Source organism: Serratia sp. JSRIV001 (assembly GCF_019968745.1).
GTDB classification, from domain to species: domain Bacteria; phylum Pseudomonadota; class Gammaproteobacteria; order Enterobacterales; family Enterobacteriaceae; genus Chania; species Chania fonticola_B.
Genome location: NZ_CP074147.1, coordinates 3,104,463 through 3,130,263, shown reverse-complemented (window position 1 = coordinate 3,130,263; position 25,801 = coordinate 3,104,463). Strand labels below are relative to the sequence as shown.

Annotated in this window: 24 protein-coding genes and 2 tRNA genes; 11 read left to right on the top strand and 15 right to left on the bottom strand. The window is 53.1% G+C overall.

All coding sequences use genetic code 11. From position 1 onward, the window contains the following. Positions 1-206: 206 nt before the first annotated feature. Positions 207-641: a DUF2570 family protein gene (locus tag KGP17_RS14285; RefSeq protein WP_209523631.1), complete on the top strand. Its 435-nt coding sequence runs from the start codon at positions 207-209 to the stop codon at positions 639-641. Between the two features lie 214 nt (positions 642-855). On the opposite strand, the gene KGP17_RS14280 is transcribed toward KGP17_RS14285, so the two are convergent. Continuing rightward, positions 856-2,124, bottom strand: a complete 1,269-nt coding sequence (locus KGP17_RS14280) for a YeaH/YhbH family protein (RefSeq protein WP_037375997.1) — start codon at positions 2,122-2,124, stop codon at positions 856-858. Between the two features lie 117 nt (positions 2,125-2,241). After that, positions 2,242-4,176, bottom strand: coding sequence for a protein kinase YeaG (gene yeaG, locus KGP17_RS14275; protein WP_021806619.1), 1,935 nt, complete (start codon positions 4,174-4,176; stop codon positions 2,242-2,244). A 493-nt stretch (positions 4,177-4,669) separates the two neighbouring features. On the opposite strand from yeaG, the gene KGP17_RS14270 reads away from it, so the two are divergent. Beyond that, entirely contained in the window at positions 4,670-5,374 is a 705-nt protein-coding gene (locus KGP17_RS14270; RefSeq protein ID WP_037376116.1) for a MipA/OmpV family protein, read from the top strand. A 120-nt stretch (positions 5,375-5,494) separates the two neighbouring features. On the opposite strand, the gene KGP17_RS14265 is transcribed toward KGP17_RS14270, so the two are convergent. Beyond that, positions 5,495-6,370 carry a D-hexose-6-phosphate mutarotase gene (locus KGP17_RS14265; protein WP_209554823.1) on the bottom strand — a complete coding sequence of 292 codons (876 nt, stop codon included), beginning with the start codon at positions 6,368-6,370 and terminating at the stop codon, positions 5,495-5,497. An 84-nt stretch (positions 6,371-6,454) separates the two neighbouring features. Beyond that, a complete protein-coding gene (gene gapA / locus KGP17_RS14260; RefSeq protein WP_021181204.1) occupies positions 6,455-7,450 on the bottom strand; it encodes a glyceraldehyde-3-phosphate dehydrogenase in 996 nt (331 codons plus the stop codon). 347 nt (positions 7,451-7,797) lie between these two features. Here gapA and msrB point away from each other — a divergent pair, with 347 nt between their 5' ends. Both msrB and KGP17_RS14250 read left to right on the top strand, forming a co-directional pair. Next, entirely contained in the window at positions 7,798-8,211 is a 414-nt protein-coding gene (msrB, locus tag KGP17_RS14255) for a peptide-methionine (R)-S-oxide reductase MsrB (RefSeq protein ID WP_021181205.1), read from the top strand. A 64-nt stretch (positions 8,212-8,275) separates the two neighbouring features. Beyond that, complete coding sequence (locus tag KGP17_RS14250; protein ID WP_021181206.1) at positions 8,276-8,548, top strand: YeaC family protein; 273 nt, start codon at positions 8,276-8,278, stop codon at positions 8,546-8,548. A gap of 41 nt (positions 8,549-8,589) precedes the next feature. On the opposite strand, the gene KGP17_RS14245 is transcribed toward KGP17_RS14250, so the two are convergent. From KGP17_RS14245 to sppA, 4 genes are all read right to left on the bottom strand, one after another. Continuing rightward, positions 8,590-9,870: a glycoside hydrolase family 18 protein gene (locus KGP17_RS14245; protein ID WP_223497785.1), complete on the bottom strand. Its 1,281-nt coding sequence runs from the start codon at positions 9,868-9,870 to the stop codon at positions 8,590-8,592. 242 nt (positions 9,871-10,112) lie between these two features. Beyond that, positions 10,113-10,745 (bottom strand): bifunctional nicotinamidase/pyrazinamidase, encoded by a 633-nt coding sequence (gene pncA, locus KGP17_RS14240; RefSeq protein WP_179247566.1) that lies wholly within the window; start codon positions 10,743-10,745, stop codon positions 10,113-10,115. An 18-nt stretch (positions 10,746-10,763) separates the two neighbouring features. Further along, the gene (gene ansA / locus KGP17_RS14235) at positions 10,764-11,780 is read right to left on the bottom strand and encodes an asparaginase (RefSeq protein WP_021806614.1); all 1,017 of its coding nucleotides are present in this window, start codon (positions 11,778-11,780) and stop codon (positions 10,764-10,766) included. Positions 11,781-11,872: 92 nt separating this feature from the next. Continuing rightward, positions 11,873-13,726 (bottom strand): signal peptide peptidase SppA, encoded by a 1,854-nt coding sequence (sppA, locus tag KGP17_RS14230; RefSeq protein WP_021806613.1) that lies wholly within the window; start codon positions 13,724-13,726, stop codon positions 11,873-11,875. A 193-nt stretch (positions 13,727-13,919) separates the two neighbouring features. On the opposite strand from sppA, the gene KGP17_RS14225 reads away from it, so the two are divergent. The 5 genes from KGP17_RS14225 (at position 13,920) to KGP17_RS14205 (ending at position 19,007) form a co-directional block, all read left to right on the top strand. After that, complete coding sequence (locus tag KGP17_RS14225) at positions 13,920-14,471, top strand: NAD(P)H nitroreductase (protein ID WP_094981335.1); 552 nt, start codon at positions 13,920-13,922, stop codon at positions 14,469-14,471. Between the two features lie 171 nt (positions 14,472-14,642). Next, positions 14,643-15,686, top strand: a complete 1,044-nt coding sequence (gene selD / locus KGP17_RS14220; protein WP_179253495.1) for a selenide, water dikinase SelD — start codon at positions 14,643-14,645, stop codon at positions 15,684-15,686. Continuing rightward, positions 15,686-16,804, top strand: coding sequence for a tRNA 2-selenouridine(34) synthase MnmH (mnmH, locus tag KGP17_RS14215; protein ID WP_115158853.1), 1,119 nt, complete (start codon positions 15,686-15,688; stop codon positions 16,802-16,804). Before selD ends, mnmH begins: the two co-directional genes overlap by 1 nt. Next, positions 16,804-18,729 (top strand): DNA topoisomerase III, encoded by a 1,926-nt coding sequence (locus tag KGP17_RS14210; protein ID WP_021806609.1) that lies wholly within the window; start codon positions 16,804-16,806, stop codon positions 18,727-18,729. The genes mnmH and KGP17_RS14210 overlap by 1 nt, the downstream gene beginning before the upstream one ends. After that, complete coding sequence (locus KGP17_RS14205; RefSeq protein ID WP_021181215.1) at positions 18,726-19,007, top strand: DUF1496 domain-containing protein; 282 nt, start codon at positions 18,726-18,728, stop codon at positions 19,005-19,007. The genes KGP17_RS14210 and KGP17_RS14205 overlap by 4 nt, the downstream gene beginning before the upstream one ends. Positions 19,008-19,037: 30 nt before the next feature. Here KGP17_RS14205 and KGP17_RS14200 read toward each other — a convergent pair whose 3' ends face one another. From KGP17_RS14200 to KGP17_RS14170, 7 genes are all read right to left on the bottom strand, one after another. Then, positions 19,038-19,433 carry a pyrimidine (deoxy)nucleoside triphosphate diphosphatase gene (locus KGP17_RS14200; protein ID WP_094981332.1) on the bottom strand — a complete coding sequence of 132 codons (396 nt, stop codon included), beginning with the start codon at positions 19,431-19,433 and terminating at the stop codon, positions 19,038-19,040. 44 nt (positions 19,434-19,477) lie between these two features. Beyond that, entirely contained in the window at positions 19,478-20,281 is an 804-nt protein-coding gene (gene xthA, locus KGP17_RS14195) for an exodeoxyribonuclease III (protein WP_223497784.1), read from the bottom strand. 102 nt (positions 20,282-20,383) lie between these two features. Then, positions 20,384-20,956, bottom strand: a complete 573-nt coding sequence (locus tag KGP17_RS14190) for a TIGR00730 family Rossman fold protein (protein WP_179247562.1) — start codon at positions 20,954-20,956, stop codon at positions 20,384-20,386. Positions 20,957-21,576: 620 nt separating this feature from the next. Beyond that, positions 21,577-21,661: transfer RNA gene (locus tag KGP17_RS14185), tRNA-Tyr, on the bottom strand. A gap of 127 nt (positions 21,662-21,788) precedes the next feature. Further along, positions 21,789-21,873 (bottom strand) — tRNA-Tyr (locus tag KGP17_RS14180). 223 nt (positions 21,874-22,096) lie between these two features. After that, on the bottom strand, positions 22,097-22,945 hold the full coding sequence (gene purU, locus KGP17_RS14175) for a formyltetrahydrofolate deformylase (protein ID WP_021181219.1): 849 nt from the start codon (positions 22,943-22,945) through the stop codon (positions 22,097-22,099). Between the two features lie 37 nt (positions 22,946-22,982). Beyond that, positions 22,983-23,441, bottom strand: a complete 459-nt coding sequence (locus KGP17_RS14170; RefSeq protein WP_223497783.1) for a YchJ family protein — start codon at positions 23,439-23,441, stop codon at positions 22,983-22,985. A 146-nt stretch (positions 23,442-23,587) separates the two neighbouring features. On the opposite strand from KGP17_RS14170, the gene rssA reads away from it, so the two are divergent. Together rssA and rssB are read left to right on the top strand one after the other, a co-directional pair. Then, entirely contained in the window at positions 23,588-24,499 is a 912-nt protein-coding gene (gene rssA / locus KGP17_RS14165) for a patatin-like phospholipase RssA (protein ID WP_223497782.1), read from the top strand. A gap of 105 nt (positions 24,500-24,604) precedes the next feature. Further along, positions 24,605-25,618 (top strand): two-component system response regulator RssB, encoded by a 1,014-nt coding sequence (gene rssB, locus KGP17_RS14160; RefSeq protein WP_223497781.1) that lies wholly within the window; start codon positions 24,605-24,607, stop codon positions 25,616-25,618. Positions 25,619-25,801 lie beyond the last annotated feature (183 nt).

The window sequence follows — 25,801 nt, the reverse complement described above, 5'->3', positions numbered from 1 at the left end:
TTTGTGAATCAAAAATCTCGCCTCGGTGAGATTTTTGCCATTTGAGTCCTAACGATTAGTTGTGGCATGGCTAGTACAACCCTCGCGAATACTCCTCATCCTTCTGCTTTGAGATACTGCTTATCTAAGCCGTGTTTTGGCTTAAACGAAGGAATTCAAATGCAGACAAATAGACAAGGTATTACCGATCGTGAGGTGTTGCTGTCATGAACCTGGCAGGGTTGATCCAGTTTTTCAGAGGCCATTGGCCGCTACTGATGATCTTAGGTTTCGCAGCCCTATTGTTTGGCATGAGTCAGCGTATTGATGCGTTGAATGCCGACATAGGGCAGTACCAGAAAGATAACCAGGAGTTGAGCAGTGCATTGAATGGCAGGGATGAAACCATTCAGGCGCTGAAAGGTGCGGCGGATGCCGATCGTCGTGCTACCGAACAACAGCTCAAGATTGAACAGCAAAAGAGAGTAAAGGCCGATGCTGAAAATAGAACGTTACGCAAAGCGTTGGAGGATAACGACTGCGGTCATCAGCGGTTGCCTGCTGATGCTCTCGATATCCTGCGCGGAGCGACCAAAACCGGTGCCACCGGCTCCGCAACTGATCTACGTATACCCGCCAGCGGCATTGCTACAGCAGTGTGAGAAGACACCGTTTACCGGGGAGACTTTCGGGGATGCCGTCATGGCCTTACAAGTGAGCCAGAGTGAGCTTGATATCTGCGCCTCACGGATCGAAGCGTTGATCAAATGGCGGTGTTGTTGAGTTTATAGCGGTTGCGGCTGGTTGGCGAGGATGCAGCATTCCTATGAGTTAAAACGGCCAGCTAACTTTCGTTGCTGGCCGTTTTCTATTAGATCACGCCGTTTGCTTATGAAACAGTTCCCTGAATACCGGATAGATATCATCCGGCTCGCGGATATGCTGCATGGCAAAGTTTTCAAACGTCGCCTGCAGATGTTCATATTCACGCCACAGCGTCTGGTGAGCACGGCGGGTAATTTCGATATAGCTGTAGTAACGCACCATCGGCAGAATGTTTTTTGCCAACAGTTCATGGCACAGTGGCGAATCATCAGCCCAGTTATCCCCGTCCGAAGCCTGAGCGGCATAGATATTCCACTGTGCAGGATCGTAACGCTCCTCGACCACTTCGTTCATCAGCTTGAGGGCGCTGGAAACGATGGTGCCGCCGGTTTCCTGTGAGTAGAAGAACTCCTGCTCATCGACTTCTTTAGCCTGGGTATGGTGACGAATATAAACCACCTCAACGTTCTTATAGGTTCGGCTGAGGAACAGATACAGCAGAATATAAAAGCGTTTGGCCATGTCTTTAGTTGCCTGATCCATCGAGCCAGAGACGTCCATCAGGCAGAACATGACCGCCTGGCTGGAGGGTTCAGGCCGACGTTCGTAGTTCTTGTAGCGCAGGTCGAAGGTGTCGATAAACGGCACGCTGTCGATTTTCTTGCGCAACTCGGCAATCTCCTTACGCATGCGCTCTTCTTCCAGCAGTTGCACCGGTTCGGTGTTCTCCAACTGGGCAAGGCTGTCTTCAAGCTCATGCAGAGCACGTCGCTTACCGGCGGTCATGGCGGTTCGACGCGCCAGCGAGTTTTGCAGCGAACGCACCACGCTGATATTGGCCGGTACGCCGTTGGCGGTGTAGCCTGCACGGTGGGTTTTGTATTCGGTCAGCTGTTTGTACTGATTTTTCTTCAGGTTGGGCAGCGCCAGATCCTCGAACAACAGGTCGAGATACTCATCTTTGGAGATCTGGAAGACAAATTCATCCTGGCCATCCCCATCCTGGCTGGCATTGCCCTGGCCGCCACCACCACCGCCGCCGCCTTGTGGGCGTTCAACGCGGTCATTTTGTACGAAGTGATCGTTACCGGGATGAACGCGATGGCGTTTACCGCCGCGCCCTTGATGGAACATTGGCTCGTTGATATCGCCACCGGGGATCGATACCGATTCCCCGCTGTCCACGTCGGTAACCGAACGCTTGTTGATGGCTTCGGCAATCGACTGTTTGATTTGCGACTTATAGCGACGCAAGAAGCGCTGGCGGTTCACCATGCTCTTGTTTTTGCCATTCAGCCGTCGGTCAATGAAATACGCCATACATCCCCCAAACAACGTTGCCAACTTTCTCTACCTTGGGTGTTTCAGGCTGTAGCCGTTAGGCTACAACCCGAAATCCTCAGGTATAGGCTATCTATGACGTCAGCGGTCGTCGGTTTATGAAGATTTTCTCACCCGCAGATACCATTCGCACAGTAGACGAACCTGCTTGCGGGTGTAGCCTTTCTCCATCATCCGGTCGACGAAGTCATCGTGTTTTTTCTGCTCATCCGTTGAGGTTTTAGCATTAAAGGAAATGACTGGCAGCAGCTCTTCGGTGTTCGAGAACATTTTCTTCTCGATAACCGTACGCAGCTTCTCGTAACTGGTCCAGTTCGGGTTCCGGCCGCTGTTATTGGCACGGGCACGCAGGACAAAGTTGACGATTTCGTTGCGGAAATCTTTCGGGTTGCTGATACCCGCTGGCTTCTCGATTTTCTCCAGTTCAGCGTTCAAGGACTCACGGTCAAACAGCTGGCCGGTATCCGGATCACGGTACTCCTGATCCTGGATCCAGAAGTCTGCATAGGTCACGTAGCGGTCAAAAATGTTCTGACCGTATTCGGAGTACGATTCCAGATAGGCGGTCTGGATCTCTTTGCCGATAAACTCGGCGTATTTCGGAATCAGGTAGCCTTTCAGGTGCTCCAGGTACTTCTCCGCCAGATCCTGCGGGAACTGCTCACGCTCGATCTGCTGTTCCAGGATATAGAACAGGTGTACCGGGTTAGCCGCGACTTCGGCATGGTCAAAGTTGAACACCCGAGACAGAATTTTGAAGGCGAAACGGGTCGAGAGGCCGTTCATACCTTCATCCACCCCGGCATAGTCACGATACTCCTGATACGACTTGGCCTTCGGATCGGTGTCTTTCAGGCTTTCACCATCGTAGACACGCATCTTCGAATAGATGCTGGAGTTGTCTGGCTCTTTCATACGCGACAGTACGGTAAAGCGAGCCAGCGTTTCCAACGTGCCAGGGGCGCAAGGCGCGTGGGTCAGTTCGCTGTTATCGAGCAGTTTGTCGTAGATTTTAATCTCTTCCGACACCCGCAAGCAGTAAGGCACCTTGACGATGTAAACACGGTCGAGGAAGGCCTCGTTATTTTTGTTGTTGCGGAAGGTCACCCATTCCGATTCGTTAGAGTGCGCCAGGATAATCCCGCTGAACGGCAGGGCAGAGATCCCCTCGGTACCGTTGTAGTTACCTTCCTGGGTGGCGGTCAACAGAGGATGTAGCACCTTGATCGGCGCTTTGAACATCTCCACAAACTCCATGATCCCTTGGTTGGCGCGGCACAGTGCGCCGGAGTAGCCATAGGCATCCGGATCGTTCTGCGCGTGATTTTCCAACTTACGGATATCCACTTTACCGACCAACGCAGAAATATCCTGGTTGTTCTCATCGCCCGGTTCGGTTTTGGCGATGGCAATTTGTTCAAGTATTGAAGGACGAACCTTCACCACTTTGAATTTGGTGATGTCCCCGCCGAACTCATGCAGGCGTTTAGCGGCCCACGGCGACATAATGGTGCCAAGATAGCGCGTCGGGATGTTGTATTCTTTTTCCAGAATAGTGGCATCCTCCTGCGGGTTGAACAGGCACAGCGGATGGTCATTGACCGGGCTGCGCTCGCCGTTGGCGCTCAGGGTGTAAATCGGTACACGCTGCATCAAGGCTTTCAGCCGTTCTGCCAGTGAGGATTTACCGCCACCCACCGGGCCCAACAGATAAAGGATTTGTTTCTTCTCTTCGAGGCCCTGGGCAGCGTGTTTCAGGTAAGAAACTATCTGTTCGATAGCTTCTTCCATGCCGTAGAACTCCTCGAATGCCGGATAGCGTGCGATCACGCGGTTGGAGAACAGGCGAGACATACGCGACTCAAGCGCGGTATCGACCATCACTGGTTCACCGATAGCCATGAGTAGACGTTCTGCCGCATTGGCATAGGCACTGCGATCTTGCCGGCAGATGGAAAGAAATTCCTGCAGTGTGAACTCTTCGTCCTTGGCAGCTTCGTAGCGCTGGCGATAGTGGTCAAATATGTTCATGGCGATGCCCGTCCTTTCGTTATTAGCACAGGTTAAAAAAGGAGCTGGTGTTGGTATTCTGGCTCCCGAAAGCGTGAAGCTATGACTGAGTACAGCAACCCGTATGCCAACTTGGTGCGCTTATTCTCGCGAGTTGCGCTGTATTGCCACTGGGCTCAGCCTAAATTCACCTTCTGATTTTAAGCTTAGTTGCATACTGGAAAATTTCCTGCAAGAGAAAGGGTCTTTTTTAAGTCATTTCAATGACTCAGTTAGGGCGGGGGGCGGCAAATGCCTTGTCTGGCGCGGGTTGCGGCAAAAAACGTCATCTTTTTGCCATCAATAATTCATCTTTGGGTTCTAAGTTATTCGATCTTGGTTGTTTTCTATTGTAAAGATCCGGCAGGCTGGTCGGTTTTCACATAAACTATAGTCGTTAATTACATCTTGTTATCTATGGAAAAAGCCAGTGAAGATATCTAAACTCAAAACGCTAGCAATTATCGCTTCCGCAATGGTTTGTGCGCACAGTGCTCAGGCAGGAAGCTGGTCACTCGGTGCTTCAGCGCTGGTTAGCCCAGATCCTTATCGTGGTTATCAGGATCGTGTCTATCCCGTTCCTATTATCAATTACGATGGCGATGATTTTTACTTCCATACGCTGTTGGCCGGTTACAACCTGTGGAAAGATCAGCAAAATCAGCTGAGCCTGATCGCCTATTACTCACCGTTGCACTATAAGCCAGGCGACAGTGACGACGACCGCATGAAGCAGTTGGACAAGCGCCGTAGCACCATGATGGCCGGTGTGGCCTTTACACACAGGGCCGAGTGGGGGTCGATCCGTACGGCTTTCTCTGGCGATATGCTGGACAACAGTAACGGCCTGGTGGGCGATATTGCCTATCTCTATAAGTTCCAGGTGGACTCCTGGAGCTTTGCTCCTGGCATCGGGGTAAACTGGAACAGCTCAAACCAGAACCAATATTACTATGGCATCAATGGTGATGAGTCCCGCCGTAGTACCTTCAACACCTATAAGCCGAGCGATAGCTGGTCGCCATACGTCGAATTGAGCACCAACTATAATATCAACGCCAACTGGAATGCCTTCTTCACGGGGCGTTATACGCGCCTGGACAGCGAAGTTAAAGACAGCCCAATGGTTGATAAATCTTATACCGGCATGTTGTGGACGGGTGTGACTTACACCTTCTAATGGCTGATTGCACTACCATGGTGCACTAGGTGCATCGAAAAGGGGCGGAAACGCTCCTTTTGCACATCTGTAGAGCGGTGGATGAAGAGAAGAGGGGCGAAATGATTCGCCCCAGTTTGATCAGCTATTTTTAATGCTGCGGATTTTCATCGCCAAGCGGGCAGGTTGCTCCCCAGAGGCGATCAGCGGCTTGCTTACGCGCCCGGTTTCCACACACACCATGGTTTTGTAACCGTCGTTTGGCATGTCGGCCATGCTGCAGGAAAGCTCGACGCCTGGGTTCCAGGCGATCACATCACTCATATAGTGATGATTGACCTCGATGGTGCGTTGCAATACCGGGTCTTTGATCAGACTGCAAGGCGTGGCCTGCGTGTAAATGCGATCGGTTTGCCCGGTAAACTCCAGCTCGCCAACCTGACGTTCCTCGATCCCCTTCGCCACCTTATCGATATAATGCTCGCCCAAACCGGCAACTTTCACCTTGTCGATGTCGCCGATCTGGAAATAGCTGTGCAGAGCGGCGGTAGCCTGGTAGTCACCGTGTGATTCCAGCTCCATCTCGCACTCTTCACCCAGCTTGAAGCGGGCGATCAGGGTGAAAGCATGTGGCCACAATTTGCGGGTTTGTTCGTTATCTTGCAGCGTGAAGGTCAGGATCACGCCGTTTTCATCTTCATCGTGCGCGGTAAGCTGCCACGGCTGATTACGGGCAAAGCCGTGGGATGGGCTACCTGCCGGGCCAAACCAAGGCCAGCAGATCGGTACGCCGCCGCGGATCGCCACGCCGTTTTTGAATGGCGTATTGTTGCTCAGCCAAAGCACCGGTTTATCACCGCTTGGCTGCCAGGCCAGCAGATGAGCCCCTTGCAGAGTAATGGCCGCACGGACTTTCGGGTGAGAAACCACCACCACGGGCAGTTCGTCCAGTTGGCGTTGGCTGATAAAAGGGGTGATTTGTTCGCTAACGGGTAGGGTGAAGATTTTTTCGTTCATGTTGTTGCCTTCTTTTCGCCGCAAAAAACAAATAAAAAGGGCGACACTAGTGTCGCCCTTGATAATCAACTGCGCATCAAGCCATTACTTGGAGATGTGAGCGATCAGGTCCAGTACTTTATTTGAGTAGCCAGTTTCGTTATCGTACCAAGAAACCAGTTTCACAAAGGTGTCGCTCAGCGCGATACCGGCTTTAGCATCGAATACAGAAGTCAGTTTCTCGCCGTTGAAATCGGTAGAAACCACTTCGTCTTCGGTATAGCCCAGCACGCCTTTCAGCTCGCCTTCTGAAGCGGCTTTGATAGCAGCACAGATTTCTTTGTAAGAAGCTGGTTTTGCCAGACGGGCAGTCAGGTCAACCACAGACACGTTCGGAGTAGGAACGCGGAACGCCATACCGGTCAGTTTGCCGTTCAGTTCTGGGATGACTTTACCTACAGCTTTAGCAGCACCGGTAGAAGAAGGGATGATGTTCTGGGATGCGCCGCGGCCGCCGCGCCAGTCTTTGTGAGACGGGCCATCAACGGTTTTCTGAGTTGCGGTAGTCGCATGCACGGTGGTCATCAGAGCTTCAACGATGCCGAACTTGTCGTTGATTACTTTAGCCAGTGGTGCCAGGCAGTTGGTGGTACAAGAAGCGTTGGAAACGATTTCTTGGCCAGCGTAAGACTTGTGGTTCACGCCCATAACGAACATAGGGGTGTCATCTTTAGATGGGCCAGTCAGAACAACTTTCTTAGCACCTGCAGCGATGTGTTTACGTGCAGTTTCGTCAGTCAGGAACAGGCCAGTTGCTTCAGCAACGACGTCAACGTTGACTTCGTTCCACTTCAGGTTAGCCGGATCTCTTTCTGAGGTACAACGGATGGTTTTGCCGTTAACAACCAGGTGGCCGTCTTTAACTTCTACAGTACCGTCGAAACGGCCGTGAGTAGAGTCATACTTCAGCATGTAAGCCATGTACTCTGCGTCTAACAGGTCGTTGATTGCAACGATTTCGATGTCAGAACGTTCCTGAGCAGCACGGAAAACAATGCGACCGATACGGCCAAAACCGTTGATACCTACTTTGATAGTCATATATTCCACCAGCTATTTGTTAGTGAATAAAAGGTTGGTTGTAAAATTACAAAAACCTTACCGAGCGTCAAGCGGAATCGTGTCAATTCTTGCTGCAAGTCAAACCAGAGGCCCGGTTTTGCACATAAATCGCACATTCCATTTACGTTTGTCCTCCCATCGATATGGGGGCAAACCGCCAAGTATAAAGTCAGCACGTGCAAGATATGTGATCGAAGTCACATATGGTGGCAGCGTAACCTTTATGCCGTACAGTTTAGGCTAAAAAGGCCTGCAGCGTTGTTAATTTTTTGTTATTATTACTCATTGTTTTCGTTGACATTATCCACATTGCGGGAATAGCACAAATGGCTAAAGAGACAACCCCTAAGACACCGCTCACGGAACTGAATGAAATCCAACGTTATGTGACGCAAGAGCGTGGCACCGAAGCCCCCTATAGCGGTAAATTACTGCATAACCAGCGTGAGGGCGTGTACCACTGCCTGTGCTGTAACGCGCCGCTGTTCTTCTCCGCCAGCAAGTTTGATTCTGGCTGCGGCTGGCCCAGCTTCTATCAGCCCGTTTCGGACGATGCTATTCGTTATCTTGATGATAATTCACATAATATGCATCGAGTCGAGATCCGCTGTGGTAACTGCGACGCGCATTTGGGGCACGTATTCCCCGATGGTCCGCAGCCGACTGGCGAACGCTACTGTGTCAACTCCGCGTCACTGAATTTCACCGACGACGAGAATGGCGAGCAGACGGCAGGTTAAGCTGTAACTAAATCAACAAAATCGATTCAGCTAATTATTCATTCCCGGGTGAGGACATGCTCTGATGGAAGTAAAAGATCTGATTGCGGCCATGACGCCGGAAATCTACCAGCGGCTGGTGCTGGCTGTGGAACTGGGCAAATGGCCTGATGGTGTGGCACTGACGCCAGAGCAGAAAGAACACAGCTTGCAGGCGGTGATGCTGTGGCAGTCGATGAACAATGCAGACCCGCAACACATGAGCATTGGCACCGACGGGCAAATCGTGATGAAAAGCAAACAGGAGCTGAAGCAGCAGTTTATGGCCGAGCCGTTGGCCAAGCTGAAGCCGCAGTAATCTGTTGCTGGCAGGGCGATGTTGCCATCGCCCTGAAGGTTTTACTGCTTCTGCTGGCCCAAGCCTAAGCTTTCGGCTAACTGGTGGGCCAGGCGGTTGTTATCGTCCGCGCCATACTCCCAGAACATCGCCCCTCCCAATCCTTTGCTCTTGATGTACTCGGCCTTGATGGCTACCGAGCGCGGGTTTTCATAGCTTATCGCGAATAGCGGTTTGCCTGCGGATGACTTCATCATCAGATAGGGCACCTTAGCCTCGCTATCCCAATGCGCGGTGAAGCGCCGTTGTGGGTCTTTCAGCATCTTGTTCACGATATCGTTGTACTTGATGTAACTGTCTTTATCCAAATCCACGCCCAGCGACTTGAAGACGTCTTTTTCACGTGTGGTGAAATAGGGCTGGGTGACGGGATGCTTGGCCGCATCTGCCACATCCCAATCAATACCCGGCTCGGTGGCGCGTTTAGGTACCCGGCCATAGAAACCGATCCCCAGATTGAGCTGAGCTGGCTTCAGCCCGGCGGCCAAATAGTTGTTGACCACAAAGTCGGCGCTGTACTTGTCGGCGGCGGCCACGGTTGGCCATTGTTTGGAGTCATAGAGATTGGAGTTGAAATACTGGGTACCGTACGCCATGTCGTAGGTCATCAGATTGATGTAGTTCAGATAGGGCGCGATAGCCTTAACGTCTACCCATTCCTGCGGACTTTTGACGTTAGCCCCGACGGCGATGGTCAGCAGTTTTTCTTTACCCAACGCCTGATGCAGTTCGCTCAGTAGGGCGGTGAAATTGGCTCTGTCAGTGGGCTGGCTTTCCACCAATCCCCAGGCACCGTTAACCGGGTATTCCCAATCCAGATCGATACCATCTAGCTGATACTTGGCAATCACCTCCTGCACCGAACGAATAAACACCGCCCGGCTTTCCGGTGTGGCTGCCGCGCCGGAGAACCCACGAGCTCCCCATCCGCCAACGGACAGCAAAACCTTCAGCGCCGGATTTTGCTGGCGCAATACGGGTAATAGCTTTAAGTCTGCTTCGACTTTAGGGGAGAGATAGATTTGGTGTAGGCGGGAGGGATCTTTCAGTGCCGGGTTGGTTTCCTCTTTTTCAGCGTTATAAATCAGGCCAAAAGAGTAGTTGAGGTGGGTGATCTGGCTGACGTCAAGCTGGTTGATATCACCGCCCGGCCCGGCGGTTACGTCGCCACCGCCGTTGAAGTAGCCGACAGAGAGATAAGGTGCCGCGTGAGCCATGCCCACGCCAGCCACACCGAGTTGCACCGCTACCAGCAAGGGTAGCAGTTTACGGGTTAAAGCCATGTTGTCTCCTTTGGTCAGCAGGGCCGACCTGAACCGCCTGGGGCGGTATCAATAAAGCCGGGCTCGGTAGGCCCCGGATGCGTATAACTTATTGATGCCTATGCATCAGAAGCCATAACAGCAAAAGAGACGGGAGGGGACAAGGTGAGCGTGCAGAAGAATGGTGAGAATGTGAGCAGCGTCGAAAATAAAGCGGTTGGCAGAGAATATGGGGCGCTGAGGTCAAGCAGCCCCAAAAACCGTTAGCGTTGAGTGAACTGTGACAGTGTAACTAACTGTGCGCCAGCCGACTGCATTTCTGCCAACGCCTGCTCGCTGTCATCGGGGCTTAAATTGACACCGCGGCAGCCATCGATGATGACCTGGGTCTGATAACCTAAACGCAAGGCATCTAACACGCTGAACTTGACGCAATAATCGGTGGCCAGCCCCATCACGGCGAGATGAGTGATGCCTCGTTCCTTCAGCCAGCCATCGAGCGCCGTTTGTGCCCGGTGGCCATTATCAAAGAAAGCACTATAGCTATCGATATCCGGGTTCTCGCCCTTACGGAATATCGCTGCGATGGGTTGCTTATCAAGCTGAGGATGAAGTTCTGCGCCAGGGGTACCCTGAACGCAGTGCTCCGGCCACCAAACCTGAGGCAGGCCTTCCAGTTCTCCAAGCGTACCAATCTGCGCGTTGGAGTTAATCGCAAAACTGCGATGATCCGCCGGGTGCCAGTCCTGGCTGGCAATCACCGTTTCGTTACGGGCCAGGCTGGCTGCGATAGCCTGATTGGCGACCTCAATGGTGGCATCACCTTCTGCCACGCCTAAGGCGCCGCCGGGGCAAAAGTCGTTTTGTAAATCAATCAGCAACAGAGCAGTTTTCATCAGAGTTCCCACTTCGGATTAGCCCGCAGCGCTTAATTCGCCACGCAGGTCTTGTTGCATCAGGCTGCGGATCTCTTCTGGGGTTAACGGCTGGCTCAACAGGTAATGCAGCTTGGTCAGCGCGGCTTCCACCGTCATATCAAAACCGCTGATGACGCCGGCATGAGCCAGGGCATTACCGGTCGCATAGCCCTCCATATTGACCCGGCCAGAGATGCATTGTGTCAGGTTCACCACTACGATGCCACGCTCGGAGGCATCACGCAATTCATCCACCAGTTCGGCCTTTTGCGGCGCGTTACCGACGCCGTAAGAGCGCAGGATCAAGGCTTTGACCGGTTGCAGCAGGAAGTTACGCACCACGGCACCGGAAATTCCCGGATAAATCGTCACCACGCCGATGGGCTGTGGCGTGATGTTATGCACGATCAATTCCCCGTTGCACACCGGAGAGGCGATGCCGGTCTGGCGACGTATGTGGATACCTGCTTCCAGCAAGGGGGGCAGATTGGGGGAGGCAAAAGCATCAAAGCCGTCGGCATGTGCCTTGGTGGTGCGGTTGCCACGAAACAGCTTGTTGTTGAAAAACAGGCTGACCTCGTTCACCGGGTGATTGGCGGCCAGATAGAGGGCATTCAACAGATTGGTTTGGCCGTCGGAGCGCAATTCTGCCAGCGGGATTTGCGACCCGGTGACGATCACCGGCTTATCCAGGTTCTCCAGCATGAAAGACAGGGCTGAAGCGGTAAACGCCATGGTGTCGGTGCCGTGCAGAATAACAAAGCCGTCATAGCGAGAGTAATTCTGTTTGATGTCGTCGGCGATATGCTGCCAGTCTTCGGGGGTCATATCCGAAGAGTCGATCAACGGGGCATATTCATGAATGGTGAAATCCGGCATCTCTGGGCGATGGAACTCGGGCATCAGTGCCAACTGGCGCTGTAGGTGGCCGGAAACCGGGATGTATCCCTGTTCGGAACGCTGCATACCGATAGTGCCGCCGGTATAGGCGACGTAAATGGATTTCTTTTGCATGGCTTCGATCTTGTGGCTGTCAGATAGGCTGAATTATAGGGAGATAGCAGGAGAAAAAAAGCCCGGCGGGTGCCGGGCTAGAGATTTATTTGTTAACGGACCTCTCCGCAAGTCAGGCATATGGCATAACGATGCTGCGGATCGTTCAGGTTATTAAACAGGCCAGGCTGTTCTTTCACCGCCAGCGCCACCGATGCCAACGGGGCTGGCAGCATTGACTGGATCGCCTCAGGCAGCATGGCGTGGATAGAAACGCCAAACTGGCTGAGCAGCATATCCGTCATACTAGGGGCATCGATAAACCAGTTGAGTTGCCACTGTGGCAGCTTGGCCAGCTCTGCCGCCTTCTTCACGGCGTCGTCAAAGTCGCCCAGTTGGTCGATCAGGCCATTTTTCTTGGCGTCGCTACCGATCCAGACGTGACCTTGAGCAATTTGATCGACCTGCTCTGGCGTCATCTTCCGGGCGGTTGCCACCAGGTCGATGAAGTTTTTATAACCGTTCTCGATGTTCAACTGCATCATCTGTGAGAATTCTGGCGGCAGTGCTTTGGTCACGGCCAGGTCGGCCAGTGGTGACGTCGCGACGCCGTCGGTATGTACCCCAACGCTGTCCAAGGTGTTCTCATAGGTGTTGATCACACCGAAGATACCGATGGAGCCGGTGAGGGTGCTCGGGCTGGCAATGATGTAATCTGCCGGGGTCGACACCCAGTAACCGCCAGACGCGGCCATTCCACCCATGGAAACCACTACGGGTTTACCTGCGGCGCGAACCGCTGCCAACTCGGAACGGATCACTTCTGAAGCGCTGACGCTACCGCCAGGGCTATTGACGCGTAGGATAACGGCTTTGATTTTCGGATCCAGACGCGCCTGACGCAGTTGTGAGGCCGTGGTGTCGCCACCGACCGATCCTGGCGTCTGCGGGCCATCCATGATCGCGCCATTGACAAAGATGACGGCGATCTCACCGCCCTGATCCGGTGACGGCTGCGGCTGGTAATCGTAGATGCTGACCGCATTGAAATCATTGCTCTGCTTGTCCCAACCGAAGGTTTTCACCAACTGTGTTTCTATCGCAGTGCGAGAGGCCAGCTCATCGACCAGTTTGCTGTTCAGGGCGAACTGCGCGGTGTCGCCACCCGCCGCCTTTAAACCACTGAGAATATCTGCTGCGCCTGGGAACAACTGATCTGGCGTAAGTTGACGGTTAGCCGCCACCGTATCCAGATAGTTTTGCCACAGCCCGCCAACCCAACGGCTATCGGCTTCCCGCGCAGCCGGTGACATATCATCACGGATCAGCGGTTCTACGGCCGATTTATAGGTGCCCACGCGGAAAATATTGGTGGTGACCTTCAGCTTCTCCAACAGGGATTTGTAATAAAGGTTGTTGGTGGCGAAACCATGCAGATCGACGGCACCCTGAGGTGACAGGTAGATCTTGTTGGCGTAGCTGGCCAGATAGTATTGCGTTTGGTTATAACTGTCGCCGATGGCAAAGATCGGTTTACCACTGTCGCGGAACTCACGCAGTGCCTTGCCGATGTATTGCAGGGAAGGCTGATCCGCCCCGGCAAAATCATTCAGCTGCAACACCATACCGGTGATGTTTTTATCCTCTTTGGCCTTGCGAATGGTATCCACCACGTCAAACAGTGAGTTTTCCTGCAGACGGTTGCTGGAGGCGCCCAACAGTTCGCGTCCCCACTGACGAACACGGTTGTTCACCGAAGGTTGATCGACCACCACGCCGCTGAGATCGACCAGCAGTGCGCCATGCGGTGTTACTGCCGAAGAATTGCCTTGGAGTGAAAGATAAATACCGACCCCGACCAGGATCAAGAAAATCAGGAACAAGTTCAGGATAAGTTCCCTGACGAAATTCAGCAGACGCCATGTCCATCTGAAAATACCAGCAATAATTCGCCCCAATGTGCGCATGTGCTCTCCAACAAGAGTCTAGAATGTTCCGCTATCCTAATGAGCGGCCGAAGAAATGTCAGCTTTAAATCATCTGCCATTTATCCCCCTGCAGCCTGAGTGGCAACGGGTATAGACAGTATTACAGAGGCTGTAACTCTATGTAGAGCTATGTTAACGTGATTTAAACGAAAATTGTTATCAGGAGTTAATGATGGATGCTCTGGATCTTTTACTCAATCGCCGTTCTGCGTCACGCCTGACCGCACCGGCACCCGCAGGTGAAGTGCGTCAGAATATCATCAACGCCGGGCTGCGCGCGCCGGATCACGGTACGTTACAGCCGTGGCGTTTTATCCTGATCGAGGATCAGGGTCTGCAACGTTTCAGTGAATTGCTGCAAGCCGCCGCCAGACAAGATGAACTGGATGAGAGTGCGGTAGAAAAGGCCAAACAGGCACCTTTTCGTGCGCCATTGATTATCACGGTGGTTGCTCATTGCAGTGAAAATCCGAAAGTGCCGCGCTGGGAGCAGGTTGTTTCTGCCGGTTGCGCGGTGCAGGCGATGCAAATGGCGGCTTTGGCGCAGGGCTTTAATGGCATCTGGCGCAGCGGTGCCTGGACAGAGCATCCGTTGGTGCGCGAAGCCTTCGCCTGCCGCGAGCAGGACGAGATCGTCGGTTTCCTCTATCTAGGCACGCCGCAGTTAAAAGGTGCCACTAAAGTGGTCGCTCCGGACAGTACGCCTTTCGTCCGCTACTTCTGATCCGCCATGCGGGAGCTCGCCGAGAATGCGCGATAACCCGCAGTTTTGTACTGTTTCTGAGCAGGTCGCACGCATAATGCCAACCTGCTCTTATCAATCCCCTCGGCAAGCGCTACCCTATATCCCATTGTGATATCCTTACGTTCGTTTGTTACCCAGAGGGAGTGGACTATGACATCGCCGGCCATTCGTTTGACCCAGTACAGCCACGGCGCTGGCTGCGGCTGTAAAATCTCACCCAAAGTGCTTGAAACGATACTGCACAGCGAGCAGGAAAAGTTTATCGATCCCCATCTGCTGGTGGGTAATGAAACGCGTGATGATGCCGCAGTGTATGACATCGGTAACGGCGTGGGCATTATCAGCACCACTGATTTCTTTATGCCGATCGTCGACGATCCGTTTGATTTTGGCCGTATTGCGGCAGCCAACGCCATCAGCGACGTGTATGCGATGGGCGGTAAACCGATCATGGCCATCGCTATTCTTGGCTGGCCGATTGCCAAGCTGCCCGCAGAGGTTGCCCAACAGGTGATCGACGGTGGCCGCTATGCTTGCCAGCAGGCGGGGATTGCATTGGCGGGTGGCCATTCTATTGATGCCCCAGAGCCGATTTTTGGCTTGGCGGTAACCGGCATCGTCAAAACCGAGCTGGTGAAGAAAAACAGTGCGGCGCAGGCAGGCACCAAGCTATTCCTGACCAAACCGCTGGGCATTGGCGTACTGACCACCGCAGAAAAGAAAAGCAAACTGCTGGCCGAACACCAAGGCTTGGCTACTGAGGTCATGTGCCAGTTGAACAAGCCTGGGGCAGACTTTGCCGAAGTGGCAGGCGTAACGGCGATGACCGATGTTACCGGCTTTGGCCTGCTTGGCCACCTTAGCGAGATGTGCCAGGGTTCCGATCTGCAGGCAACCGTATGGTTCGAATGCGTGCCGAAACTACCGGATGTCGAACGTTATATCAGCGAAGGCTGCGTACCGGGCGGTACCGGACGTAACTTTGAAAGCTATGGTCACCTGGTTGGCGCCATGAGCGATCTGCAACGTCAATTGCTGTGCGATCCGCAAACCTCCGGCGGTTTACTGCTGGCGGTATTGCCGGAAGCCGAAGCCGAAGTGCAGGCGATAGCGGCCCGTCATGGCATCACGCTGAACGCGATTGGTGAATTGCAGGCCGCACAGGCGGGTAAATCACTGATCGAGGTTGTCTAGTGTCAACGGTGCAGACTCGACAGGATACGCAAGACTACCAGCGCCTTTTTCTACAGGATGTGCCGCTGATTGACGTGCGCGCGCCGATAGAGTTTACGCAGGGGGCATTCCCCTGTTCAGTTAATCTGCCGTTGATGAGCGACAGTGAACGTCAGGCGGTGGGCACCTGCTACAAGCAGCATGGTCAACAAGCTGCGATCGCTCTTGGGCACAGCCTGGTCAATGGTAAACTGCGTGAGCAGCGCACGCAGGCCTGGATCGAACAGTGTGCCCGGCAGCCAGAAGGTTATATCTACTGTTTCCGCGGTGGTCTACGTTCGCAATTGGTGCAACAGTGGCTGAGAGAGGCTGGTGTTGACTATCCACGCGTGGTAGGCGGTTACAAGGCGCTGCGCAATTTTTTGCTCGGTGCGCTTGAGGCCGCCGCTGCGTTGCCTATGCTGATCGTTGGCGGTAACACCGGTTGTGGCAAGACGCTGCTGATTAATGAATTGGCGGCCGGTATCGATCTGGAAGGGATCGCTCATCATCGCGGTTCGTCTTTTGGCCGTACTCTGGTGAAACAGCCCACCCAAATCAATTTTGAGAATCAGCTGGCTACGTGCATGTTGAAGAAACAGCACGGTGGCTGCCGCCATTGGGTGCTGGAGGATGAAAGCCGGATCATCGGTTCGAATAATCTCCCATTAGGGCTGTTCAATGGTATGCAACAGGCTGCCCTGGTGGTGATTGACGATCCGTTTGATGTGAGAGTGGCACGCCTGCAAGATGAGTATATCGACCGGATGCGCATTGCCTTTGAGCAAGCCTATGGCGAGCAAGACGGCTGGCGGCAATATGATGAATATTTGCACCATGGCCTGTTTGCCATCCGCCGCCGCCTGGGGCTGGAACTGTTCCAGCAGTTGACGCTGCGTCTCGAATCGGCGCTGCAGGTACAACGGCTCACTGGCCAAAGCGAAGCGCATCAACAATGGCTGGTGCCGCTGCTGCAACACTATTACGATCCGATGTATCGCTACCAATTAGAGAAGAAAACCCAACGTGTGATCTTTCGCGGTAATTACGCGCAAGTCAGAGAGTTCCTGATGACGTATAGCCAGAATAACGGTGAATAATGCGACTGTTTATAGCCGAAAAACCGAGTTTGGCCCGCGCCATTGCTGATGTCTTACCCAAGCCCCATCGTCGGGGTGACGGCTTTATTGCCTGTGGCAGCAACGATGTGGTGACCTGGTGCGTTGGGCACCTGTTAGAACAGGCCCAGCCGGATGCTTACGACAGCCGTTACGCGCGCTGGTCGTTGGCCGACTTACCGATAATCCCGCAGAAGTGGTTGTTGCAGCCGCGCCCTTCGGTCAGCAAGCAGCTGAACGCGATCAAAAAGCTGCTGGCAGAAGCCGACGAAGTGATCCACGCGGGTGACCCGGATCGGGAAGGGCAGTTGCTGGTGGATGAGGTGCTGGATTATCTGGCATTGACTCAGGAGAAGCGCCAGAACGTGCGGCGTTGCCTGATCAACGATCTCAACCCACAGGCGGTGGAGCGTGCAGTACAGCGTCTGCGTGATAACCGTGACTTTATCCCGCTGTGCGTTTCCGCGTTGGCGCGTGCGCGTGCCGACTGGCTTTACGGCATCAACATGACCCGGGCTTATACGCTGCTAGGGCGTAACGCGGGCTACGACGGCGTGCTGTCGGTTGGGCGGGTACAGACGCCGGTACTGGGGCTGGTGGTGCGTCGCGATGAAGAGATCGAAAACTTCGTTTCGAAAGACTTCTTTGAGGTGAAAGCGCATATCGTCACGCCGAAGGAAGAACGCTTTGTCGCCCTGTGGCAGCCGAGTGAATCTTGTGAGCCTTACCAGGATGAGGAGGGGCGTTTACTGCACCGGCCGTTGGCCGAACACGTGGTTAAACGCATCGAAGGCGCACCGGCGCTGGTCACCTCGTATAATGATAAACGGGAATCAGATACCGCTCCGCTGCCGTTTTCCCTTTCAACGCTGCAGATTGAAGCGTCGAAACGCTTTAACCTCAGCGCCCAGCAGGTGTTGGACGTTTGCCAACGGCTGTATGAAACCCACAAGCTGATCACTTACCCGCGTTCTGACTGCCGTTATCTGCCAGAGGAACACTTTGCAGGGCGTCATGCCGTGTTGAACGCCATCAGCGTACATCAGCCGGATCTCTATCCACAGGAAATAATCGATAGTGAACGCCGTAACCGCTGTTGGGACGATAAAAAGGTTGATGCGCACCACGCGATTATTCCCACGGCGCGTGCCAGCAAGGCCAGCCTGAGCCAGGATGAACAAAACGTTTACAGTTTGGTGGCCCGGCAGTATCTGATGCAGTTTTGCCCGGATGCGATGTTCCGCAAGTGCGTCATCGAGCTGGATATCGCTGGCGGCAAGTTTATCGCCAAGGCACGTTTCCTGGCCGAAGCGGGCTGGCGCACTCTGCTGGGTAGTAAAGAGCGTGATGAGGAAAACGAAGGTGCACCGCTGCCTGTTGTCGCCAAAGACGATGAATTACTGTGCGAGCGTGGCGAAGTGGTAGAACGCCAGACTCAACCGCCACGGCCTTTTACGGATGCCAGCCTGTTGTCGGCCATGACCGGGATTGCGCGTTTTGTGCAGGATAAAGCGCTAAAGAAAATCCTGCGAGCGACCGATGGTTTAGGGACAGAGGCAACGCGCGCAGGCATTATCGAGCTGCTCTTCAAGCGGGCGTTCCTCTACAAGAAAGGGCGCTATATTCACTCCAGCGAAACCGGGCGGGCACTGATCCATTCATTGCCAGACCTGGCGGCACGCCCTGATATGACGGCGCAGTGGGAGTCTACGTTGACGCAAATCAGCGAAAAATCCTGCCGTTATCAGGACTTTATGCAACCGCTGGAAGGCACGCTGCAACAGCTGATCTATCAGGCTAAGCAGAGCCGGGCCAGTATAGCGTTTCGTGGCTTGTCGCCTGCACCGTCAGCCGGGGCGAAAAAGCGTAAAAAAAGTGCCGGAAAGGCACGGGAGAAAAGTGAATGAGCCGCATATCCTTGTTGATCGGTTGTTTGGCATTGTTTTCCACCGGCGTATTGGCCAATCGCGGTAACGTCGATGTCGTCGTACCGGTGTCTCCAGAAATATGGGGTACCGCACGTACCACGACAACGCCGCCGCCCTGCAACCGTTGCTGCATTTATCAGAATCAAAACTATTCTGAAGGTGCGCTGCTGAAAGTGGGCGACGAGATGATGCAGTGCGCACGCGACCCTAACGTCACGGGCACCAATCCGTTAATCTGGATCCGCCTCAAGAGGTGATTGCAGAGTGTGTAGGGGCACTGGCTGCCCCTAGTCGGATAGTAAGCGGATATAGCTTTCCAACAAGGGAATATCGGCGGGGGCTAGCGGGTAGTTTCTGGCCTGTTCGGGAGTAACCCAAGCAAATGCGCTATGGCAATGTAGCTGTAATTCCCCGCTAAAGGAGACAACCTGCCAAGCATGTAGCCGAATAATCCTCTCCTTTTGCGGCCACTGATTGCTGGCCACAAAACTCCCCACTTTGGCGATAATGCCCAGTTCTTCCCTCAGTTCACGGGCGAGCGCCTGGGGCTGGCTCTCAGCCATTTCGACCTTACCGCCGGGAAACTCCCATAGGCCAGCCTGATCGCTGCTGCTATCGCGTTGAGCGAGCAGGATCTTGCCGTCTTGTTCGATAATGGCGGCAACGACATCAATGATTTTCATAGCTTGGATTCTATATCGCCCCGACGTGCATCGGGGCAGGGGGATTACAGTGCAAACTCGGCCCAGACAGGAGCATGGTCTGAGGGTTTTTCCATACCACGGATCTGATAATCAATGCCGGTAGCGGTACAGCGCGCAGCCAATGAGGTGTTAGCCAACAGTAGATCGATACGCAGACCACGGTTTTCATCGAAACCTCGCGAACGATAGTCAAACCACGAGAACTCATCGTTACGCTCAGGGTTGGCATGCCGGTAGGTATCTACCAGACCCCAGTCCAGCAGGCGGCCCATCCACTCACGCTCTTCCGGCAGGAAGGAGCATTTGCCGGTGCGCAGCCAACGTTTGCGGCTCTCTTCACCAATACCGATGTCCAGATCGGTTGGACTGATGTTCATATCGCCCATGATCAATACCTGCGACTCTGCCGGCAGTTGTTGCAGATAATTTTGCAGGTCTTGATAAAAGCGGGTTTTGGCTGGGAATTTGATCGGGTGGTCGCGGCTTTCTCCCTGCGGGAAGTAACCATTAATCACCGTCAATATGCCTTGTGGCGTTGCCAGGTCGGCCATGATGATACGACGCTGCGCATCTTCTTCATCAGTAGGAAAACCACGGCGTACGGCAAGAGGTTCATCTTTAGTCAGCAACGCCACGCCGTAATGGCCTTTCTGCCCATGATAGAACACGTGATAGCCGTGTTGGCTGACTTCTTCCAGCGGGAACATATCGTCGTGGACTTTGGTTTCCTGCAGGCCGATCACATCCGGCTGATGCTGCTCGATAATTGCTGCCAACTGATGCGGACGTGCACGCAGTCCATTGATATTAAAAGAAACAAACTTCATGAGCGCTGCCGTTTTTATCCGAAAAAATGTGTTCAGATAGTAGCAGAGTTTGGCCGAAAATGTAACGCGGACCAGCGGCGGTATGCCGCTGGTAGCCAGGGATTATTTCGCCCAGCGGTCGTAATTCTGCGGTTGATAGTCATCAAACTGCTGGATTAAGGCTGCCGGAGAATCGCTGATATGCAGGGTCTTGAGATAATCATGTCGCATAAAGCCTTGATCGGCGACGTGCTGTAAAAACTGGCTTAGCGGGTGGTAAAAACCGTTAACATCCAGCAGCCCGACCGGCTTGCTGTGGTAACCGATTTGCCCCCAGGTCCAGATTTCGAACAGCTCTTCCAGCGTACCGATACCGCCAGGCAGGGCAATAAAGCCGTCAGCCAGTTCAGCCATCCGCGCTTTACGGGTGTGCATGTCAGGGACGATTTCCAATTCGGTCAGGCCACGGTGTGCCGTTTCGGCCTCGACCAATCGCTGGGGAATGATGCCTATTGCTTCGCCACCGGCCTCTAGCACCGCGTCCGCTACCACACCCATTAACCCTTTTTTACCACCGCCATACACCAGACGCCGCCCTTGGGTGGCAAGCAGATGACCTAATTGGCGGGCATGTTCGACATAGGCTGGATTATTACCCTCGCTGGCACCACAAAAGATACAAATGTTGTTACGCATGACTTTCCCTTGCTGCTTTTAACGAAGCCAGTGGTATAGCGAATTGTAGGGTTTAGTTCAAGGGGAATTGGTATTGCGATGGTGGTGGGAAGGATGACTTCGTAGGGATGAAACCAGGTAGTGTTTTATACCGCTACACCCAAGCTTGAGACAGGTGGGAGTCATTGCAGGTTAGCCGACCGTTGAGCGCATGGATGCGCGATTGCGAGCCCCCAGGGACGGGTTTACGGCGTGTCGGCGTTCTGCATGACTTCCACCTGTAGCACAATAAGGAGCAGCTATTTGGTTCGGTGGTACATGATGATTTGACGGAAATATTTAGTCTGTGAGGGGTATACAAGGATGGTGGTGGGGAGGATGACCGCGCAAGCGCGTTGTCCACTGCGTGGACTCGAACCTTGGTCGAAGCTTCTCATCCTCCCCTGCTCAGTGCTGTATGGGAATGAGATGATGATTTAAAACTGGGGAGGTATATAAGAGATGGTGGTGGGGAGGATGACCGCGCAAGCGCGTTGTCCACTGCGTGGACTCGAACCTTGGTCGAAGCTTCTCATCCTTCCCTGCTCAGGGCTGTATGGTAATGAGATGATGATTTAAAACTGGGGAGGTATATAAAGAGATGGTGGTGGGGGAAGGATTCGAACCTTCGAAGTCTGTGACGGCAGATTTACAGTCTGCTCCCTTTGGCCGCTCGGGAACCCCACCATGGTATTCATGGTTGCTAATTTTGAACAGAAAGTTGGCAAATTCTCTCTGGTACTACTGAAACAACTTTACTTTGAGTGATTCATGAGGCTTCAGATTTCTCTGTTTGCTCATTGCCATAAAATAATGGTGGTGGGGGAAGGATTCGAACCTTCGAAGTCTGTGACGGCAGATTTACAGTCTGCTCCCTTTGGCCGCTCGGGAACCCCACCATGATATTCATGGTTGCTAATTTTTAACAGAAAGTTGGCAAACCCTTTCTGGTAGAACTGAAACTCTTTCCTTTGCTTGCGAAACGTCTGTCTCGGTAAGCGGGGCGCATCATATCAAATGAAGCGCTTGTGTAAAGCATTGAAATGCAGAAAATGAATTGTTTGTCGCTTTTTTATTCTCAGCGGTGCTTCCGTGAACGAAAGACACCGCTTTGTTAACCAATTACAGGATCACCGTGCGGTTACCGTAGACGAACACGCGTTGAGCCAGTACACGATACAGTGCGCGGCTAAGCACGTTTTTCTCCACGTCACGCCCGGCACGCATCATATCTTCTGCCGAATAGGTGTGATCGACATGAATAACGTCCTGCATAATGATTGGGCCTTCATCCAGGCTGTCGTTCACGTAGTGCGCCGTTGCCCCGATGATCTTCACGCCACGCTCATAAGCCTGGTGATAAGGGCGTGCACCGATAAAGGCTGGCAGGAACGAATGGTGAATATTGATCACCTGGTTCGGGTAATGCTGAACGAAAGCCGGGGTCAGCACGCGCATATACTTGGCCAAGACTACGTAATCAGGCTGATATTGGTCGATCTGCGCGATCATCTGTTGATCATGTTGCTCACGCGTCAGCCCTTCGTGGCTGACCAGATGGAACGGAATGTCAAAGCGTTCAACCAGCGTCTGCAACGTGGTGTGGTTGCCAATGACGGCGGCAATCTCAACGTCCAGGCCACCATAGGCGCTTTTCATCAGCAGATCGCCCAGGCAGTGGGCTTCTTTGGTGACCAGCACCACAATACGGCGACGGCCTGCGCTGTGCAGTTCGCGCTCCGAACCCTCTGGTAACGCGCCGTCCAGATCGGCCAACAGCGTCGTATCATTGAAGATCCCTTCCAGCTCGGTACGCATAAAGAAACGACCGGTGAGGTGATCGACAAACTCATTGTTCTGCACAATGTTCAATTCGTGCTTGTAACAAATGTTGGTGATCTTGGCAATCAGCCCTTTGGCATCGGGGCAGATGGTGCGTAAAATTTTTCTTTGTACGTTTTGCTGTGGCATGAGTGTGTCGATTCCGTCTGATTCTGAACCCGCAGGCTTATTGCCCGCAGCACTTTTTATATTTTTTGCCTGAACCGCAGGGGCAAACGGCATTTCTGCCCGGTTGAGGTTTGGTTCCGTCGATATAGTACCAGCGTTGTTCAAGACGAAGGAAGCGGGAACGCTCATGCATGGCACTCTCGCTTTCTCCATCGCGCGAACGGGCGATGAATTCCACGAACCCTTCATCGGCGCTATTGCCAGCGGTTTCCGCTACCACCGTCAGCCCAAGCCATTCGGTATCGCCAAAGCTGCTGCTGATGGCGCTGCGCCACTCTTCGGGGTTGCAGTCTGGGTGCCAGGTCGCAATTAGATAATCCACATCCCGTTTTACATAGGCGGAATATCTCGAACGCATTAATATGCCCGGCGACATAGCGTATTGAGTACCTGTTATATAGGGCGCACAGCAAGTGCTGTAGTCCTGCCCGCTGCCGCAGGGGCATAGCTCAGTCAAAATAACGCCTCTCAGTAGTTAGCTCGCACGATGTATAGCCGCGGCTAAAATCAATTTAACGCATATGTTACCTAACATCATTCGTTGATGACAATGTACCCTGCGATTGGGTTGAGTGAATTCACCGAGCAAAGGATAGGCAAAGCATGCGGAAAGTTAAAATCGGGTTGGCATTAGGGGCCGGTGCCGCCAAGGGGTGGGCGCATATCGGCGTGATTAACGCACTGCGTAAGCTAGGTATCGAAGCCGATATTGTTGCAGGATGTTCCGTGGGAGCACTGGTTGGGGAGGCGTTTGCCAGCCATCGGTTGCCAGCGATGGAGAAGTGGGTACGATCATTCAGCTACTGGGACGTAATCAGACTGATGGATCTGTCCTGGCAGCGCGGTGGTTTATTACGCGGTGAACGCGTATTTAACGTCGTTGGCCAAATACTGAAAATTAACGACTTTACCGACTGCTCATTGAAATTCGGTGCGGTGACCACCAACCTCAGTACCGGCCGTGAGCTGTGGATGACCAAAGGGGATATCCACCAGGCCATTCGTGCCTCCTGCAGCATGCCGGGTTTGTTGGCACCGGTCTGGTTTGACGGATATTGGTTGGTGGATGGTGCCTTGGTCAACCCGGTTCCTATTTCATTGGCTAGGGCGATGGGGGCAGACATCGTGATTGCCGTGGATTTGCAACATGACGCGCACCTGATGCAGCAGGATCTGTTTTCGGTACGCAATGATGCTGGCGAGCAGAGTGAAACAAGCATTAGCGATGCCAATAACTGGCGCGACCGCCTGCGGGAACGCATGAATAAAATGATGCTGAAGAAAACCACCTTCACCCCCACGGCGATGGAAATCATGAGCACCTCGATTCAGATGCTGGAGAATCGAGTGAAGCGAACCCGTATGGCCAGTGACCCGCCGGACGTACTGATCCAGCCGTATTGCCCACAGATATCTACCCTGGATTTCCATCGCGCCAGCGAGGCGATAGAGGCGGGCCGCTTGGCAGTCGAAAAACAGATAGATGTTTTGGCACCATTGATAAAAAATAAATGATTACCATTTGTTAGGGTGGAATGATGCTATTGGGCGTGTTTTCGACAGGCACAAGTGCTCATTATGAGCCACTATTACAACATCAAAAGGGAAGAGGCTGGGTCGATGGCATTACCACTGATAAGCAAGCGCATCTTAATCGTTGAGGACGAACAGGTTTTCCGTTCTGTGCTTGTAGGTTATCTTGCATCCTTGGGAGCACAAACCAGCGAGGCGGCCAATGGCCTTGTGGCGTTGAGTGCGGTTGAAGAGTTCGCTCCCGATCTCATCCTGTGCGATCTCGCCATGCCGGAAATGGACGGCATCGAGTTTGTTGAGCATCTGCGCTTGCAAGGGATAAAGATCCCGGTATTGGTGATCTCGGCGACCGATAAAATGGCGGATATCGCCAAGGTGCTGCGGCTCGGCGTTCAGGATGTGCTGCTGAAACCGTTGAGCGATCTCAATCGGCTGCGCGAAGCGGTACTGGCTTGCCTCTATCCTAATATGTTTACTTCGCAGGCGATCGAAGAGGCTGAGATGTTTCAGGATTGGCAGGCATTAAGCCAAAACCCCTCCGAGGCCGTGAGATTACTCAAGCAGTTACAGCCACCCGTGCAGCAGTCTATTGCCGGTTGCCGTATTAATTATCGGCAATTAACCACCAGCGAAAATCCGGGGTTGGTGCTGGATATCGCGGCGCTATCGGATAAAGACCTGGCGTTTTATTGCCTGGATGTCACCCGTGCGGGAGATAATGGCGTGATGGCTGCCTTGCTGTTGCGTGCTTTATTCAACGGTTTACTACAAGATCATTTAGCCAATCAACAGCATCGCCTGCCGCAAATGTCTGCATTGTTAAAACAAGTTAACCAATTATTGCGCCAAGGCAAGTTGGAAGGCCAATTTCCGCTGTTGGTGGGCTATTATCATGCCGAATATAAGAATCTGGTGCTGGCCTCTGCCGGTTTGCATGCCAATGTAAATACAGGGGATAACCTGATTCAATTAAGTAATGGCGTCCCCTTGGGCACGCTTGGCACCACTTACATGAATCAAATAAGCCAACGCTGTGATGCCTGGCAGTGCCAAGTCTGGGGGAGCGGCGGTCGGTTACGTCTGATGCTGAGTGCTGAATAAATCATCAATGGAACTCCAGCAATTGCCTCTGCCTATTCTCCATTAACGTCGTTTCCATAGGTAGTTGTCTTAATTTATTGCTATTTGAGCTTGGGGTAATACTCAGCGGATTTAAGCTGGTATACTTTGCGGGTTTTTCGTATGGCGGAGTAAGTGCGCAATTTGAGAGCGAAAAGAGAGCTA

Bases quoted from the DNA above. Each gene is read 5' to 3' on its own strand.
- KGP17_RS14285 (WP_209523631.1), top strand. From the start codon at position 207: ATGAACCTGGCAGGGTTGATCCAGTTTTTCAGAGGCCATTGGCCGCTA.
- KGP17_RS14280 (WP_037375997.1), bottom strand. From the start codon at position 2,124: ATGGCGTATTTCATTGACCGACGGCTGAATGGCAAAAACAAGAGCATG.
- yeaG (WP_021806619.1), bottom strand. From the start codon at position 4,176: ATGAACATATTTGACCACTATCGCCAGCGCTACGAAGCTGCCAAGGAC.
- KGP17_RS14270 (WP_037376116.1), top strand. From the start codon at position 4,670: ATGGTTTGTGCGCACAGTGCTCAGGCAGGAAGCTGGTCACTCGGTGCT.
- KGP17_RS14265 (WP_209554823.1), bottom strand. From the start codon at position 6,370: ATGAACGAAAAAATCTTCACCCTACCCGTTAGCGAACAAATCACCCCT.
- gapA (WP_021181204.1), bottom strand. From the start codon at position 7,450: ATGACTATCAAAGTAGGTATCAACGGTTTTGGCCGTATCGGTCGCATT.
- msrB (WP_021181205.1), top strand. From the start codon at position 7,798: ATGGCTAAAGAGACAACCCCTAAGACACCGCTCACGGAACTGAATGAA.
- KGP17_RS14250 (WP_021181206.1), top strand. From the start codon at position 8,276: ATGGAAGTAAAAGATCTGATTGCGGCCATGACGCCGGAAATCTACCAG.
- KGP17_RS14245 (WP_223497785.1), bottom strand. From the start codon at position 9,870: ATGGCTTTAACCCGTAAACTGCTACCCTTGCTGGTAGCGGTGCAACTC.
- pncA (WP_179247566.1), bottom strand. From the start codon at position 10,745: ATGAAAACTGCTCTGTTGCTGATTGATTTACAAAACGACTTTTGCCCC.
- ansA (WP_021806614.1), bottom strand. From the start codon at position 11,780: ATGCAAAAGAAATCCATTTACGTCGCCTATACCGGCGGCACTATCGGT.
- sppA (WP_021806613.1), bottom strand. From the start codon at position 13,726: ATGCGCACATTGGGGCGAATTATTGCTGGTATTTTCAGATGGACATGG.
- KGP17_RS14225 (WP_094981335.1), top strand. From the start codon at position 13,920: ATGGATGCTCTGGATCTTTTACTCAATCGCCGTTCTGCGTCACGCCTG.
- selD (WP_179253495.1), top strand. From the start codon at position 14,643: ATGACATCGCCGGCCATTCGTTTGACCCAGTACAGCCACGGCGCTGGC.
- KGP17_RS14210 (WP_021806609.1), top strand. From the start codon at position 16,804: ATGCGACTGTTTATAGCCGAAAAACCGAGTTTGGCCCGCGCCATTGCT.
- KGP17_RS14205 (WP_021181215.1), top strand. From the start codon at position 18,726: ATGAGCCGCATATCCTTGTTGATCGGTTGTTTGGCATTGTTTTCCACC.
- KGP17_RS14200 (WP_094981332.1), bottom strand. From the start codon at position 19,433: ATGAAAATCATTGATGTCGTTGCCGCCATTATCGAACAAGACGGCAAG.
- xthA (WP_223497784.1), bottom strand. From the start codon at position 20,281: ATGAAGTTTGTTTCTTTTAATATCAATGGACTGCGTGCACGTCCGCAT.
- KGP17_RS14190 (WP_179247562.1), bottom strand. From the start codon at position 20,956: ATGCGTAACAACATTTGTATCTTTTGTGGTGCCAGCGAGGGTAATAAT.
- purU (WP_021181219.1), bottom strand. From the start codon at position 22,945: ATGCCACAGCAAAACGTACAAAGAAAAATTTTACGCACCATCTGCCCC.
- rssA (WP_223497782.1), top strand. From the start codon at position 23,588: ATGCGGAAAGTTAAAATCGGGTTGGCATTAGGGGCCGGTGCCGCCAAG.
- rssB (WP_223497781.1), top strand. From the start codon at position 24,605: ATGGCATTACCACTGATAAGCAAGCGCATCTTAATCGTTGAGGACGAA.